The organism is Methylibium sp. (assembly GCF_035762065.1).
Classification (GTDB): Bacteria; Pseudomonadota; Gammaproteobacteria; order Burkholderiales; family Burkholderiaceae_C; genus Methylibium.
The window spans coordinates 44,010-58,735 of sequence record NZ_DASTPW010000010.1; the positions used below are offsets into that span (position 1 = coordinate 44,010).

At 73.2% G+C, this 14,726-nt stretch carries 12 protein-coding genes; 8 read left to right on the forward strand and 4 right to left on the reverse strand.

What is annotated here, in order from left to right:
• Nucleotide 1: 1 nt before the first annotated feature.
• Genes VFR90_RS03560 through VFR90_RS03570 form a run of 3 tightly spaced genes read right to left on the reverse strand, consistent with a single transcriptional unit; the run spans nucleotide 2 to nucleotide 3,139 of the window.
• The gene (locus VFR90_RS03560) at nucleotides 2-997 is read right to left on the reverse strand and encodes a Bug family tripartite tricarboxylate transporter substrate binding protein (protein ID WP_326404633.1); all 996 of its coding nucleotides are present in this window, start codon (nucleotides 995-997) and stop codon (nucleotides 2-4) included.
• A gap of 49 nt (nucleotides 998-1,046) precedes the next feature.
• The gene (locus VFR90_RS03565; protein WP_326404634.1) at nucleotides 1,047-2,405 is read right to left on the reverse strand and encodes a malonyl-CoA decarboxylase; all 1,359 of its coding nucleotides are present in this window, start codon (nucleotides 2,403-2,405) and stop codon (nucleotides 1,047-1,049) included.
• Nucleotides 2,402-3,139, reverse strand: coding sequence for a GntR family transcriptional regulator (locus VFR90_RS03570; RefSeq protein WP_326404635.1), 738 nt, complete (start codon nucleotides 3,137-3,139; stop codon nucleotides 2,402-2,404). The genes VFR90_RS03565 and VFR90_RS03570 overlap by 4 nt, the downstream gene beginning before the upstream one ends.
• A 76-nt stretch (nucleotides 3,140-3,215) precedes the next feature.
• Between VFR90_RS03570 and VFR90_RS03575 the strand changes: the two genes are divergently transcribed.
• Nucleotides 3,216-3,647 carry a DUF1841 family protein gene (locus VFR90_RS03575; protein WP_326404637.1) on the forward strand — a complete coding sequence of 144 codons (432 nt, stop codon included), beginning with the start codon at nucleotides 3,216-3,218 and terminating at the stop codon, nucleotides 3,645-3,647.
• An 88-nt stretch (nucleotides 3,648-3,735) separates the two neighbouring features.
• On the opposite strand, the gene VFR90_RS03580 is transcribed toward VFR90_RS03575, so the two are convergent.
• Nucleotides 3,736-4,398 (reverse strand): c-type cytochrome, encoded by a 663-nt coding sequence (locus VFR90_RS03580; protein ID WP_326404638.1) that lies wholly within the window; start codon nucleotides 4,396-4,398, stop codon nucleotides 3,736-3,738.
• A 126-nt stretch (nucleotides 4,399-4,524) separates the two neighbouring features.
• Between VFR90_RS03580 and VFR90_RS03585 the strand changes: the two genes are divergently transcribed.
• From VFR90_RS03585 to VFR90_RS03615, 7 genes are all read left to right on the forward strand, one after another.
• Nucleotides 4,525-5,379 (forward strand): AAA family ATPase, encoded by an 855-nt coding sequence (locus VFR90_RS03585; protein WP_326404640.1) that lies wholly within the window; start codon nucleotides 4,525-4,527, stop codon nucleotides 5,377-5,379.
• A complete protein-coding gene (locus tag VFR90_RS03590; RefSeq protein WP_326404641.1) occupies nucleotides 5,379-5,597 on the forward strand; it encodes a hypothetical protein in 219 nt (72 codons plus the stop codon). Before VFR90_RS03585 ends, VFR90_RS03590 begins: the two co-directional genes overlap by 1 nt.
• On the forward strand, nucleotides 5,594-6,199 hold the full coding sequence (locus VFR90_RS03595) for a GNAT family N-acetyltransferase (RefSeq protein ID WP_326404642.1): 606 nt from the start codon (nucleotides 5,594-5,596) through the stop codon (nucleotides 6,197-6,199). Before VFR90_RS03590 ends, VFR90_RS03595 begins: the two co-directional genes overlap by 4 nt.
• Before the next feature lie 6 nt (nucleotides 6,200-6,205).
• On the forward strand, nucleotides 6,206-6,961 hold the full coding sequence (locus VFR90_RS03600) for a hypothetical protein (protein ID WP_326404643.1): 756 nt from the start codon (nucleotides 6,206-6,208) through the stop codon (nucleotides 6,959-6,961).
• Nucleotides 6,962-6,976: 15 nt separating this feature from the next.
• Complete coding sequence (locus VFR90_RS03605) at nucleotides 6,977-8,158, forward strand: vWA domain-containing protein (RefSeq protein ID WP_326404644.1); 1,182 nt, start codon at nucleotides 6,977-6,979, stop codon at nucleotides 8,156-8,158.
• 177 nt (nucleotides 8,159-8,335) lie between these two features.
• Entirely contained in the window at nucleotides 8,336-10,270 is a 1,935-nt protein-coding gene (locus VFR90_RS03610) for an autotransporter assembly complex protein TamA (protein WP_326404645.1), read from the forward strand.
• A gap of 7 nt (nucleotides 10,271-10,277) precedes the next feature.
• Nucleotides 10,278-14,663, forward strand: coding sequence for a translocation/assembly module TamB domain-containing protein (locus VFR90_RS03615; RefSeq protein ID WP_326404646.1), 4,386 nt, complete (start codon nucleotides 10,278-10,280; stop codon nucleotides 14,661-14,663).
• The last annotated feature ends 63 nt before the right edge of the window (nucleotides 14,664-14,726 follow it).

Here is a 14,726-nt window from a genome sequence, read left to right on the forward strand (position 1 = left end):
CTCAGTCGAGCTTGGCGCCCGAAGCCTTCACCACTTCGGCCCAGCGCTTGATCTCGGCCTCGACGAAATTGCCGAAGGCAGCGCCGGTCAGTGCCGCCGGCTTGGAGCCGAGCTGGACCCAGGTGTCCTTCAGCTCGCCGCCGATCGTGCGCGTGACCTCGCCCGCCATCCGCTCGATCAGCTCCTTCGGCGTGCCCCTGGGCGCCCACAGGCCGTACCAGGTCGCGACCTGGTAGGTCGGCACGCCGCCCTCGCCGGCCGTCGGGATGTCGGGGAAGCCCGGCGAGCGCTGCTCGGCCGCGACCGCCAGCGCCTTGATGCGCCCGTTCTTGATGTGCACCGCCGAAGAACCGAGGCCGTCGAACATCACGTCCACCTGGCCGGCGATCAGGTCCTGCAGCGCCGGCCCCGCGCCGCGATAAGGGATGTGGGTGATGAAGGTCTTGGTCTGCAGCTTGAACAGCTCGCCGGCCAGGTGATGCGAAGTGCCGTTGCCGGCCGAGCCGTAGTTGAGCTTGCCCGGGTTCGCGCGCACGAACTTCAGCAGCTCGGGCAGGTTGGCGGCCGGCACGCGCTGCGGATTCACCACCACCACCTGCGGCACTTTCGAGACCAGCGCGACCGGCACGAGATCGCTGCGGATGTCGTAGTCGAGCTTCGGGTAGACCGAGGGCGCGATCGCGTGATGCACCGCGCCGAGGAACCAGCTGTAGCCGTCGGGCGCCGACTTCGCCGCGATGCCGGCGCCCACCGTGCCGCCGGCGCCGCCGCGGTTGTCGACCAGCACCTGCTTGCCGAACTGGCGGGTCAGCGCCGCCGACAGCGGCCGCGCGAAGGCGTCGGTGCCGCCGCCGGCCGGAAAGGGCACGATCAGCGTGACCGGCTTGCTCGGCCAGGCGGCCTGTGCCGCCGCCCAGGACGGCACGGCGAGCGCGGCAGGCGCCGCCATCAGGCGGCACAGGGCCGCGCGGCGGCCGCGAGAAGGAACTTCGGTCATCGCATGTCTCCGTCGTTGTCGTCGATCGGGCCCTGGGCTCGGCCCCGCTTCAAAGCTGACGCGCCACGCGCCGCGAGCTCACCACTTCGCCGTGCGCGAAGCGTTCATGCTGCGACTCGACCGCGTCGAGGTTGTAGAGGTAATTCACCATCATCCCGAGCGACTGGCGCAGGCCCTTCGCGCTGCAGTCGCCGGCCCAGTTGAGGCGCTCGAGCCGCGCACCGTTGTTGAGGTGGAATTTCGCGACCGCGTCGCCGCCGGGCGTCACCGTGGCGCGCGCCAGGTAGTGCGCGGCGAGGCGCTCGATCGCAGCGCGGCCCGCGGCCGAGACGCGCTCCGGCGCGAAGCCGGCACCCAGGCCGGCGAGATCGGCACCGAACTCGGCGACCAGCGCCGCATCGGCCGCGGCGAGCTTCGCGCGCTGGCGCGCCGGCAGCGCCTCGCGCCCGGCGACGCGGGCAGCGTCGCGACGCAGCCAACCGGCGAAGCCCGGCATCGGCGAAAGCGTGCAGAAGGTGCGCAGCTGCGGCAGCTCCTGCTTCAGCCGTTCGGCGACGCGCTTGATCAGGAAGTTGCCGAGCGAGACGCCCTTCAGCCCCGGCTGGCAGTTGCTGATCGAGTAGAAGGTGGCGACCTTGTAGTCCGCCGGCGGGCCCGGCGGCGAGCCCGGGTCGATCAGCGGGCCGACGGCCGCGGGCATCTCGGCCAGCAGCGCCACCTCCACGAAGATCAGCGGCTCGCCCGGCAGCTGGGGATGGAAGAACGCGAAGCAGCGGCGGTCCGGCTGCAGGCGGCGGCGCAGGTCGGCCCAGCCGGCGATCGCGTGCACCGCCTCGTGTTCGATGATCCGCTCCAGCAAGGCCGCGCTCGAGCCCCAGTCGACCCGCTGCATCTGCAGGAAGCCGGCGTTGAACCACGAGGACAGCAGGTGCTGGAAGTCGGCCTCGACCGCGGCGAGCTCGGGCCGCGTCTTCAAGGCTGCGAGCAGCGAACGCCGCAGCGCGACGATCGCGGCAACGCCACCTTGCACCCGGCTCAGCCGGCGCAGCAGCTCCTGGCGCGGCGGCTCGGCGCGCAGGGTCAGCTCGATCAGCCCCGCGGCCGAGGGCGCGGCCGCGTAGCGCTGCGCCGCTTCGAGCACCGCGCCGGGGTCCGGCCCGAAGCGCGATTCGAGCAGCGCGAACAGCGCCGCGTGCTGCGAGGCCGGCAGCAGCGCCAGCTCGGCCAGCAGTTCGCCGGCGATCACGAAGGCGTTCGCGTCGCCCGGCTCGGACAGCAGCCGCGCGCTGGTCCGCGCGATGCGTTCGAGGCGCCGGGCGTCGTCGAGCGCCGGCGCAGGCGGCGACGATCCGGCGGACCGGCGGCCCCGGCGCAGGCCGGCCGAAGCGGTACCCGGCGCCGTGTTCACGCGAGCGCCTTCGCACGCCGGGTCGGCTTGCGCATCGCACGCCTCGGCGCCTGCTCGGACGCCCGCAGCGCCTTGAGCGCCTGCAGCTGGGCCATCAGGTGGCCGTGCATCAGCCGGCCGGCGCGCTCACCGTCGCGCGCGAGCAGCGCCTCGATCAGCGCACGGTGCTCGCCGATCGAATCGTCGATGCGCCCCGGGTGGTGCAGCTGGCGGCCGCGCAGCAGGCGCATGAAGACGCGCAGCTGGTCGGTCGCCCGCGCGAGCCACGGGTTCGCGGCCAGCTCCTGCACGCGGCTGTGGAAGACATGGTTGGCACGGTAGTAGCCGTCGAGGTCGCGCGCGGCGGCGTGGCGTTCGAGCACGTCATGCAGCCGGGCGAGATCCTGCAGCTGCGCGTCGCTCGCCCGCAGCGCCGCCTCGCGCGCGCACTCGCCTTCGAGCAGCGCCATCACCGGGAACAGCCGCTCGGCGTCGTCCTCCGAGATCTCGGTGACGCAGCAGCCGCGGCGCGGCGTCGCGCTGACCAGGCCTTCGGCCACCAGCACCTTCAGCGCCTCGCGCACGGGGGTGCGGCTGATCGCCCACTCCGACGCCAGCGCGCGCTCGTCGATCCACTGGCCGGGCGCGAGCCGGCGCTCGAAGATCGCCGCCCGCAGCCGCGAGGCCACTTCCTCGTGCAGGGACACCGGGCGGATCGCGCCGGAAGAAGCATTCCAATCGCTGAGGTCGGCCATGGCGTTCGCGGGTTGCCGGGACCGTAGCCGACAAAATTCATAATTACAAGAGCCGTCACCGGCTCGGAAACCCGACATGTTTCAACCCTCGCAAGACGACGTGCGGCGCTTCTTCTGCAGCGTGGCCGCGAAGCGCAAGGCCGGCATGCCGCTGACGCCGATCGAGGCGCAGGCGGCCGACTGGATCGCCGAGCACCCCGAGTACGCGGCCGACTTCGCCGATGCCGAGGCGGCGGTCGCGCGCAGCTACAAAGTCGAAGACGGCCGCACCAACCCCTTCCTGCATCTGTCGATGCACCTGTCGATCACCGAGCAGCTGTCGATCGACCAGCCGCGCGGCATCAAGCCGGCCTACGAAGCGCTGCTTGCGCGGCTCGGCTCGGCGCACGAGGCGCAGCACGCGGTGATGGACTGCCTGGGCGAGACGATCTGGGCCTCGCAGCGCAGCGGCCTGCCGCCGGACGGCGCGGCCTACCTCGACTGCGTGCGCCGGCGCGCGGCGCGCTGAGCGCAGCTGCCGCAGCGCGTCGACCGTCGGCCATGGAAAAAGCCGCCGGACCTTGCGGTCGGGCGGCTCGATGCCGGGCCGGCGGTGCTTACTTGAAGCGCGACTGCGGCACGGTGCGCATGTCGGACGGCAAGGTGCTGATGTAGTCGGCGATCGCCTTCAACTCCGCCTGGGACAGCGGCTTGGCCTGCGAAGCCATGATGGCGTTGGCGCGGCCGACCAGCGGGTTCTTGTCGGTCTGGTAGGCCTTCAGCGCGACGTAGAGGTAGTCGGCGTACTGGCCCGAGAGCTTCGGGTAGCTGGCGTCGATCGGCTTGTTGAAGTTGGCGCCGTGGCAGGTCGCGCAGACCTGCACCTTCGCGGCGATGGCCTGGTCGGCGGCCTTGGCCGGCGCCTCCGGCACCGCGGCCTGCGCGTCCACCTGCTGCGCGTAGTAGGCCGAGAGGTCGGCGATGTCCTGCTCGCTCAGCGATTCGGCGACGCCGCGCATGCTCGGGTGCTTGCGCTCGCCCTTCTTGTAGGCGTTCAGAGAGGCCGCGAGGTAGGCCGCGTTCTGCCCGCCGATCTTCGGCACCTTGTAGATCTCGGGGAAGCTGGCCTGGTAGCCCTCGATGCCGTGGCAGCCGACGCACATCGCGTTCTTCTTCGCGCCGGCCGCCGCGTCGCCGGCCTTGTTCTGCGCATGCGCCGGAGCGGCCCAGACGGCCAGCGAGGCGAGGAGCGCGAGCGTCGCGCGAAGCGAATTCTTCATGGTGAGCAAGGCAATCAAGACGCCGGCGTCGGCGGGTTTGGAACGGCGGCGGAGTATAGGGGGACCCCTATACTGAATCGGACCTCCCAAGCACATCGGCGCGCGCCTCGCGTGAGCCTTTCTCCCATGAAGTTTCAAGGCTCCGACCAGTACGTCGCGACCCCCGACCTGATGCTCGCGGTCAATGCCGCGATCGCTTTGAAGCGGCCCTTGCTGATCAAGGGCGAGCCGGGCACCGGCAAGACGATGCTCGCCGAGGAAGTCGCCGCCGCGCTGAAGCTGCCGCTGCTCCAGTGGCACATCAAGAGCACGACGAAAGCGCAGCAGGGCCTGTACGAATACGACGCGGTGAGCCGGCTGCGCGACAGCCAGCTCGCGGATGTCGAAAGTTCGGCCAAGGTCAAGGACATCCAGAACTACATCGTGCGCGGCACGCTCTGGCAGGCCTTTGCGGCCGAGCAGCCCACCGCCTTGCTGATCGACGAGATCGACAAGGCCGACATCGAGTTTCCGAACGACCTGCTGCGCGAACTCGACCGCATGGAGTTCCACGTCTACGAGACCCGCGAGCTCGTGAAGGCGAAGCACCGGCCGCTGGTGTTCATCACCAGCAACAACGAGAAGGAGCTGCCCGACGCCGTCCTGCGCCGCTGCTTCTTCCACTACATCAGGTTCCCCGAGGCCGAGACGATGCGGCGCATCGTCGACGTGCACTTTCCCGGCTTGAAGAAGGAGCTGCTCGCCGCCGCGCTGAAGAGCTTCTACGACGTGCGCGGCCTGCCCGGCTTGAAGAAGAAGCCGAGCACCAGCGAGCTGCTCGACTGGCTGAAGCTGCTGGTCGCCGAGGACATCCCCGCCACCGCGCTGCACAGCGCCGACGACAAGGTCGCGATCCCGCCGCTGCTCGGCGCGCTCTTGAAGAACGAGCAGGACGTGAGCCTGTTCGAGAAGCTCGTCTTCATGCAAAGCCGCAACCGCTGATGGAACCGTCGCTGCGCAACGCGATGCGTGAAGGCCTGGCCGACGCGGTCGGCTTCGTCGTCGGCGCGCTGGCCGGCTGGTGGCTCGGCGCCCAGTTCGGCTTCGACTTCGTGCGCTCGGCCGGCTACGACGCGAAGGCGATGGTCGGGCTGGTCTTCATCGCGCTCGGCTGCGGCGCGGGCCGCTGGCTCGCGCGGCGCTGGATCCTGCGGCGATGAGCGCGGCGCCCGCGGCCTGGCCCGAACCGGTCACCTTGACCGGAAGGCACGCGCGGCTCGAGCCGCTCGCGCTCGACCATGCCGTCGCGCTGGCCGACGCCGCGAACGACGGCGAGCTGTGGAAGCTCTGGTACACGAGCGTGCCGGCACCGCAGGACATGCACCGAGAGATCGAGCGCCGCCTCGCGTTGCAGGCGGCCGGCTCGATGCTGCCGTTCGCGGTGTTCGATGTCGCCGGGCGGGCCGTGGGGATGACGACCTACATGAACATCGACGCGAAGCACCGCCGCGTCGAGATCGGCTCGACCTGGTACGCCGCCAGCGCGCAGCGCACGCCGCTGAACACCGAGTGCAAGCTCATGCTCCTCGGCCACGCCTTCGATGCGCTCGACTGCATGGCGGCCGAGTTCCGCACCCACCGGCTCAACACGCAGAGCCGCCGCGCGATCGAACGGCTCGGCGCGCAGCTCGACGGCATCCTGCGCGCGCACAGCCGCGCGGCCGACGGCACGGTGCGCGACACCGCCGTCTACAGCATCACCGCGGCCGAATGGCCCGCGGTGCAGTCGCACCTGCGCTGGCAGCTCGCCAAGCCGCGCTGAGCTCGCATGGCCACCGCGACCGACGGCACCTGGCTGCCCGGCATCGGCGACGCGACGCCGGCCGGCTGGTTCACCGTCGTCGCCTATGCGGCGGCGGCCTGGTGTTGCTGGCGGCTCGTGTCGCGCAAGGGGCTGCAGCGCGCGCCGATGCCGCTGGCGCAGCAGCGCTTCTGGTGGCTGCTGACCGCGGTGATGGCCTTCCTGAGCGTGAACAAGCAGCTCGACCTGCAGACCGCCTTCACCGAAATCGGCCGCGCCGTCGCGTACGCCGGCGGCTGGTACGAGCAGCGCCATCAGGTGCAGGTCGTCTTCATCGCCGGCGTCGCGGTGCTCGGCGCCTTGCTGCTCGCGGCGCTGTGCCAGGTCTCGCGGCCGCTGACCCGCGACCGCGCGCTGGCGCTCGGCGGCCTGGTCTTCCTCGGCAGCTTCGTCGTGATCCGCGCGGCCTCGTTCCATCACGTCGACCTGCTGATCAACGACACCGTGCTGGGGCTGCGCTGGAACGCCGTCTTCGAGCTGACCGGCATCGGCCTCGTCGCCGCCGGCGCGCTGCAGGCGTGGCGGCACGCGCCGGCATCTGAACGGCCGGCGTCGCCGGCCGCCCCACGCGCAGCGCCGGTGCGCGCCGCTTTCACGCCCTACCGGGGGCCGGCCACGCAGGCACGCAGCGCGGCGCCGAAGCCGCGGCAAGCGGCCACGCCGCGCAGCGCCTCCGGCGACGACCGCCCGGTGCGCTCGCCCGGCGATCCGCGCAACCGCTGAGGCAGGAGCCGCACGATGCTGATCGACTTCTTCTACACGCTGCGCGCCGCCCGGCTGAAGGTCAGCGTCACCGAGTACCTGAGCCTGCTCGAAGCGCTGAAGCTCGACGTGCTGGCGGATGACGAAGGCCCGTCGATCGACCGCTTCTACGTCCTCGCGCGCACCGCGCTCGTCAAGGACGAGGCGCAGTTCGACAAGTTCGACCGCGCCTTCGCCGCGTACTTCAAGGGCGTCGAGATGCTCACCGACTTCACGCTCGAGGTGCCGCTCGACTGGCTGCGCCAGACGCTGGAGCGCGAATTCACGCCCGAGGAACTCGCCGCGATCGAGACGATGGGCTGGGACGAGCTGATGCAGACGCTCAAGCAGCGCTTCGAGGAACAGAAGGAACGCCACGAGGGCGGCAGCAAGTGGATCGGCACCGGCGGCACCTCGCCCTTCGGCCACGGCGGCGCGAACCCGCAGGGCATCCGCATCGGCGGCGCGGGCCGCACCAAGAGCGCGGTGAAGGTCTGGGAGCAGCGCGCCTACCGCGACTACGACGACGGCAAGGAGCTCGGCACCCGCAACATCAAGGTGGCGCTGCGCCGGCTGCGGCGCTTCGCGCGCGAGGGCAGCGAGCTCGAGCTCGATCTCGACGGCACGATCCACGGCACCGCGGCGAACGCCGGGCTGCTCGACATCCGGATGATTCCGGAGCGCCACAACAAGGTGAAGGTGCTGCTGCTGATGGACGTCGGCGGCACGATGGACGAGCACGTGCATCGCGTCGAGGAACTCTTCAGCGCGGCCAAGAGCGAGTTCAAGCACCTCGAGTTCTATTACTTCCACAACTGCGTCTACGACTTCGTCTGGAAGAACAACCGCCGTCGCTTCGCCGAGAAGCTGGCCACCTTCGACCTGATCCGCAAGTACAACCGCGACTACAAGCTCGTCTTCGTCGGCGACGCGACGATGAGCCCCTACGAGATCCTGCAGCCGGGCGGCAGCGTCGAATACAACAACGAGGAGCCGGGTGCCGAATGGCTGCAGCGCCTGACGCACGCCTTCCCGAAGTACGCCTGGATCAACCCGGAGCCGCAGGGCGTGTGGGGCTACCGGCAGAGCATCGCGATCGTCCAGCAGCTGATGGGCCAGCGCATGTTCCCGCTGACGCTCGGCGGGCTCGAAGGCGCGATGCGCCTGCTCACCAAGTAGCGCGCGCGTCCGTTCGACGCCGTCGCGCGCGCCGGCCTGGGCTGCGACCCGGCATGGCATGTGCCCGAAGGCGAAGCCTCCGACATCCAGCGTCGGTCTATCGCACCAGCCACACTCGCATCGATGACGACCGGGCGCCGTGACCCTCCCCGTTGGCCGCGGCTCCGGCTCGCATCGATGCTGCTGACGGTCGCGGTGATCGCGGCGCCCGCTGCCTTCGCGCAGACGCCGGGCGACGACGAAGACGCCTCGGCTTCGGAGCAGCGCCGCAACGAGCGGGTGCGCGGCGAAGCCGATGCGCCGGCCGCGAGCGCCGAAGCCGCGAGCGCGCCCGAGCGCACCGAAACCGCCACGACGCGGCTCGACGCGGTCAAGGACGGCGCCTACGCGCTCGAGTTGCGCGGCCCGAGGCGCGTGCGGGAACTGCTCGCGCGTCATCTCGACCTCGCGCGTTTTCGCACGCAGACCGACATCGCGCCGGTCGAACTCGGCCGGCTGATGGCCGCGACGCCCGCCGAGGTGCGCGCGCTGCTCGAGCCCGAAGGCTGGTTCGAGGCGCGCGTGGACGTGCAGCGCGTGCCGGCGCCCGAAGGCGGCGGCGTGCCGACGATCCGGGTCGAGGTCGATCCCGGGCCGCCGGTGCTGGTCGGCCGGCTCGACTTCCAGTTGCGCGGCCCCTGGTCGGCCGCGCTGGACGACAACGATCCCGAGAGCGAGCGCCTCGCGCGCCGCTGGGCGCGGCTGCAGCGCGGCTGGGCGCTGCCGAGCGGCCGCGTCTTCACGCAAAGCGGCTGGAGCGATGCGAAGAACGCGCTGCTGATCGCCTCGCGCTCGCGCGGCTACGCGAACGCGCGCTATGCCGACACGCTGGCCGACATCGACGTGCCCAAGCGCCGCGCCGACCTCTCGGTCGCGCTCGACAGCGGGCCGCTGTACCGGCTGGGCGAGGTGCGCGTCGAGGGGCTGCAGCGCACGCCCGCGTCCGCCGCGCTGAACCTGCGGCCCTTCGAGCTGGGCAGCGTCTACACCGAAGGCGCGCTGCTCGACTACCAGGAGGCGCTGCAGAAGGTCGGCCTCTACGAGGGCATCGCGGTCGAGCTCGACCTCGATGCGCCGGACCCGGCGAACGCGGTGGTCATCGCGCGGCTGCGCGAGGCGCAAGCGCAGAACGCGAGCTTCAGCGTGGGCTTCTCCAGCAACACCGGCCCGCGCTTCGGCGTCGAGCACACGCATCGGCGCTTCTTCGGCCGCGACCTGGTGGCCTCGAGCAAGCTGCGCTTCGGCCGCGACGAACGCACCGCCTCCTTCGACCTGCTCACCTACCCGAAGGAAGGCGGCGTGCGCGACCTCGCCGGCGTCAGCTACGAGTACCTCGATGCCGGCGGCGCGCTGACGGTGACGCAGCGCGCGCGCATCGGCCGCCAGCGCGAGACGCAGCGCATCGACCGCCTCGTCACCTTCGAATACCTGCAGACGCGGCTCGAGACCGCCACGCGCAGCGGCACCGACCGCGCGCTGTGGGGCAACGTCGCGTGGTCGCACCGCGACGTGAACAACCTGAGCTTCCCGACGCGCGGGCTGATCGTCGGCGCGCAGGCCGGCGGCGGCGCGGCGCGCGATGCCGACGGCGAACAGGGCCCGTTCGCGCGCCTGCAGCTCGGCGCCACCTGGTACCGGCCGCTGGTCGCCGGCTGGCTCGGCCAGTTCCGCGGCGAGGTCGCGCAGGTGGTCAAGAAGGAGACGCAGGGCGTGCCCGACGCGCTGCTGTTCCGCGCCGGCGGCGACGACTCGGTGCGCGGCTACGGCTACCGCACGCTCGGCCCGGTGCGCGACGGCGCGGTCGTCGGCGGACCGGTGCTCGCCACCGCCAGCGTCGAGGCGATGCACCGCTTCACCGACGCGCGCGGCTCGCGCTGGCGCGACTGGTACTACGCCGCCTTCGTCGATGCCGGCAACGCGGCCGACGACTGGAACGAGCTCGACCCCGCGCTCGGCTACGGCGTCGGCGTGCGCTGGCGCAGCCCGATCGGGCCGCTGCGCGTCGACCTCGCCTACGGCGAACGGGTGCGCAGCGTGCGGCTGCACATCAGCGTCGGCGTGAGCTTCCGGTGAGCACGGCATGAGCGAGACGCCCGAAGGTCGCACCTCGCTCGCACCGCCGCCGGCGGCGCCGCCGCGCAAGCCGCGGCTGTTCGGCAAGCTGACGCTCGCGCTGCTGCTGGCGCCGCCGGTCGCCGCGCTGGCGGCGATCGGCGCGCTGTGGCAGGGCCTGCACACCGAGGCCGGCACGCGCTGGTGGCTGGCGCGCATCGCGCGCCACGTGCCGGCCGTCGCGATCGACGCGCCGCGCGGCGCGCTGCTCGGCCGCGACGCGAAGTTCGCCGCCGACCGCCTCGTGCTGCGCCTGGGCACCGCGACGCTGCGGATCGACGGCCTGCGCCTCGACGGCCTGCACGCCAGCGGCTGGCGTGCGACCTCGCCCTACGCCCGGCTCGACGCGGCGCTGCTCGCGGCAGATCGCATCCGGCTCGAGACCGCACCCGATCCCGCGCCGAAGCCGCCCTCCCCGCCGCCGATGTCGCTGCGCACGCCGGTGGCGCTGCGCGTCGACGCGCTGCGCATCGCGGCCTTCGAGCTTGCGGCGCTGGGCGCGCCGGTCGAGCAGATCCGCGCGCGCATCGAGGTGGGCGCCGAGCATCGGCTCGACGACTTCAGCGCACGCTGGCGCGGCCTCGTCGCGCAAGGCCAGGCGCGGCTCGAAGCCGACGGCGCGATGCAGCTCGAAGCGCGCAGCACGCTCGCCGCCGATCCGAACGCCGCGTCCTCGCTGCTGCCGCCGGGCGCGCGCGAGCTGCGGGTCGAAGTGCAGGCCAGCGGGCCGCTCGCGCGCTTCGATGCGCAGGCCGCGCTCGAACTGCAGGACCAGCGCGTCGATGCGAAGGCGCAGCTCGCGCCTTTCGAGCGCGCGCCGCTCTCGCGGCTCGACGCGCGCTTCGACAAGCTCGACCTCGCCCGGCTTGCCGGCGCGCTCGGCAACGCCGCGGTGCTGCCGGGCACCGCGCTCGACGGCACGCTGCAGGTCCAGCTGACGCCCGAGCAGCCGCTGGTCGTGCAGGCCACGGTGCGCAACGCCGAGCCCGGCCGCTGGGACCGCCGCCGGCTGCCGCTGGCCGGGCTCGACCTGCTCGCGCGCGGCGCCGGCAGCGCCTGGACGATCGAGCGCGGCCGGCTGCAACTGGCCGGCGACGGCGCGCGCGCGGCCGGCAGCGTCGAGGCCGCCGGCCGCATCGACGCGGCGCGTGCCGACGTCGAGCTGCGGCTGCGCGACGTGCTGCTGCGTGCGCTCGACGAACGCGCGCCGGCCCTGCGGCTGGCCGGGCCCATCAAGCTGCAACACGAGCCGCCGGCCGGCGCGAGCGGTGCGGGCGTGGTGCGCGTCGATGCGCAGCTCGAGGCCGTGCAGCTCGCGACGCCGGTCTCGCGCGGCACGGCGGCCGCGAAGCCGCTGCTGCGCGAGCCGCTGCGCCTGGCGCTCGCGGCGAGCGCCGACCTGCAGGCCGCGCGCTACACGGTCGACAAGCTGCAGGCGCGCAGCGCCGGCGCGCGGCTCGACGGCAAGGGCCGCGCCGAACGCGACGGCGCGGCCTGGCAGGCGCAGGCCGAGCTGTCGCTGGCCGAGTTCGATCCGGCGCCGTGGCTCCCCGGCGATCCCGGCGCGGCGTGGAAGCGCGCGCGCAACCGGCTCGCGGGGCAGCTGAAGCTCGACGCGCGCGTGCCGGCGGCGCTGCCGGCGCCCCCGGCGGCAGCGCGCAAGGCCGCGGCGCCGCCCGAAGCGCTGCGCTGGCTCGCCGCCACGCAGGGCCGGCTCGACCTGCGCTTCGCCGACAACCTGTTCGCCGGTCAGCCGCTCGACCTGAACGCGCAGGCCGAAGCCGACGGCCGCGGCAACGCGAGCGCGCGGCTCGACGCGCTCGCCGCCGGCAACCGTGCGAAGGGCGAGCTCGTGCTCGCGCTCGCGGCCAGCCGCACCGGCGGCGAACGCGCGCAGCTGGAGATCGACGCGCCGGCGCTGGACCGGCTCGCACCGCTCGCGCAGGCTTTCGGGCTGGGCGCGCTCGCGGGCCGGCTGCAGGCGCAGGCCAGCGCCGACGGCCCGCTCGGCGCCTGGCTCGGCGGCACGCCGAACGCGGCGCTGCGCACGCGCGGCGACGCCAAGGCGCAGAGGATCGACGCGGCCGGTGTGACGCTTGCCGCCGGCACCGCCCGCTGGGACCTGACGCTGCCGGCGCGCGCCGACCTCGGCGGCACGGCCGATCCCAAGCTCGAAGCACGCGCCGAGCTGCGCGAGCTGAAGTCGGGCGGCCTCGCGGTGCCGCAAGCCACGCTCGATCTGGCCGGCAGCCTCGCGGCGCACCGCGCCCGCTTGCAGGCGACGTTGCGGCCGGGTTCAGCGCCGACGCAGGCCGCGGCGGATGCGCAGGCCGCCGCCGCGTCCCGCTCCGGCGTCGCGAGCAACGCGGACGGCGCGGAAGCGGCGAAGCCGAACGGCCTCGGGCCGCTCGCGCTGGCGCTCGACTTCGAAGGCGGCTGGCAGGCGCAGCCGGCGACCGAAGGCGGGCTCTGGCGCGGCCGCTGGAACGAACTGCTGCTGCGCCCGGCGGGTGCGCGCTCGGCCAGCGCGGCGACGCCGCTGGTCGAGGCGCGCGGCGTCGAGCTCGAATGGCAGCAGGGCAGGAGCGGCCTGCGCCTGGCCGTCGCGCCGGCGCAGGCCGAGGTGCTCGGCGCGGTGCTGCGCTGGAGCCGCGCCGAGTGGTCGCGCACGACGGCGGCGGCGGGCGCCGCGCCGAAGGACCGGATCGAGCTGGACGCGACGGTCGAGCCGTTTCGCGTCGCGCCGCTGCTGCAGCGGCTGCAGCCCGATTTCGGCTGGGGCGGCGACCTGCTCGTCGCCGGCAAGGCCCGCGTGCGCAGCGAACCTGCGCTCACCGCGGCGATCGAGATCGCGCGCACCGGCGGCGACCTGACGGTGCAGGAGTTCGACGTGGTGCAGCGGCTGGGCCTGAGCGCGCTGCGGCTCGACCTGAACGTCGCGCAGGGCGTCTGGGCCGCGACGCAGGTGATCGACGGCGAGACGCTGGGCCGCGTCGCCGGCGCGCAGACGGTGCGCGGCCGCGGCGGCGACGGCGGCGCGCTCTTGCCGGCGGCGGATGCGCCGGTCGAAGGCGCGATCCGGCTGCAGGTGGACAACCTTTCCACCTGGGGCGCCTGGGTGCCGGCCGGCTGGCGGCTGGGCGGCGCGCTCGACGGCGTGGTGACGATCGGCGGGCGCTTCGGCGCGCCGGAGCTCACCGGCTCGCTTTCCGGCCGGCAGCTCGCGGTGCGCAACGCGCTCGAAGGCGTCGCGCTGGCCGACGGCGACCTGCAGGCGCGCTTCGACGGCGAGACGGCGAAGCTCGAGAACCTGAGCTTCCGTGCCGGCGACGGCAAGCTCGAAGCGCGCGGCGACGCGCGCCTGGGCGCCGCGCCGCGGGCGAACCTGCGCGTCAACGCCGAGCGCGCGACGGTGCTGGGCCGCGTCGACCGGCGCGTGGTGGCCAGCGGCGAGGCGCGGCTGGCGCTCGACGCGCAGGCGATCCGGCTCGAAGGCGAGCTGCGCGCCGACGAGGGCCTGATCGACATCAGCCGCGGCGACGCGCCCAAGCTCGGCGAGGACGTGCGCGTGCGCCGCACCGCCGCGACGCCCGGCGAGGCCGGCGTGCCGGCGCCGGCCACCGCGCCGCCGGCGCCGCCGCGCAACGTCGACCTGCGCCTGGCCGTGGCGCTGGGCGAGCGCTTCCGGCTGCGCGGCCGCGGCATCGACACGCGGCTCGAAGGCCGGCTGCTGCTCACCTCGCCGAAGGCCAAGCTCACCGCGAGCGGCGAGATCCGGACGGTCGACGGCACCTACGAGGCCTACGGCCAGAGCCTGGTGATCGAGCGCGGCGTGATCACCTTCGTCAGCGACATCGCCAACCCGCGGCTCGACATCCAGGCGGTGCGCGCGAAGACCGAGGTGCGCGTCGGCGTGATCGTCTCGGGCAGTGCCCAGTCGCCGCGCGTGCGGCTGTTCTCCGAGCCGGAGCTGCCCTCGACCGAGAAGCTCGCGCTGCTGGTCACCGGCCGCAGCTACGACAGCCTCGGCGGCGCCGAGACCGCCTTGCTGCAGCAGGCCGCGATGGCGCTGCTGGCCGGCGACGGCGGCGACGGCCAGAGCAAGTTCGACGTCGCGCGGATGCTGCAGCTCGACGAGCTCTCGGTGCGCCAGAGCGACGGCGCGGTGCGCGACACGGTAGTCACGCTGGGCAAGCAGATTTCCGATCGCGTCTACGTCGGCTACGAGCGCGGCCTGCAGGCCGCAGGCGGCAACTGGCAGCTGATCTACCGGATCGCACAGCGCTTCACGCTGCGCGCGCAGTCGGGCGACGACCCGGCCGTCGACCTGATCTGGATGTTCAGGTGGAACTGATGACGCCCAGCCCCGTTGCGGCTTCGCCGCTCGCCATCAACGGGGCACCGCTGGCGGCCCGGC

Coding starts and splice junctions, on each gene's coding strand:
- VFR90_RS03560 (WP_326404633.1), bottom strand. CDS start 997: ATGACCGAAGTTCCTTCTCGCGGCCGCCGCGCGGCCCTGTGCCGCCTG.
- VFR90_RS03570 (WP_326404635.1), bottom strand. CDS start 3,139: ATGGCCGACCTCAGCGATTGGAATGCTTCTTCCGGCGCGATCCGCCCG.
- VFR90_RS03575 (WP_326404637.1), top strand. CDS start 3,216: ATGTTTCAACCCTCGCAAGACGACGTGCGGCGCTTCTTCTGCAGCGTG.
- VFR90_RS03580 (WP_326404638.1), bottom strand. CDS start 4,398: ATGAAGAATTCGCTTCGCGCGACGCTCGCGCTCCTCGCCTCGCTGGCC.
- VFR90_RS03585 (WP_326404640.1), top strand. CDS start 4,525: ATGAAGTTTCAAGGCTCCGACCAGTACGTCGCGACCCCCGACCTGATG.
- VFR90_RS03590 (WP_326404641.1), top strand. CDS start 5,379: ATGGAACCGTCGCTGCGCAACGCGATGCGTGAAGGCCTGGCCGACGCG.
- VFR90_RS03595 (WP_326404642.1), top strand. CDS start 5,594: ATGAGCGCGGCGCCCGCGGCCTGGCCCGAACCGGTCACCTTGACCGGA.
- VFR90_RS03600 (WP_326404643.1), top strand. CDS start 6,206: ATGGCCACCGCGACCGACGGCACCTGGCTGCCCGGCATCGGCGACGCG.
- VFR90_RS03605 (WP_326404644.1), top strand. CDS start 6,977: ATGCTGATCGACTTCTTCTACACGCTGCGCGCCGCCCGGCTGAAGGTC.
- VFR90_RS03610 (WP_326404645.1), top strand. CDS start 8,336: ATGCTGCTGACGGTCGCGGTGATCGCGGCGCCCGCTGCCTTCGCGCAG.
- VFR90_RS03615 (WP_326404646.1), top strand. CDS start 10,278: ATGAGCGAGACGCCCGAAGGTCGCACCTCGCTCGCACCGCCGCCGGCG.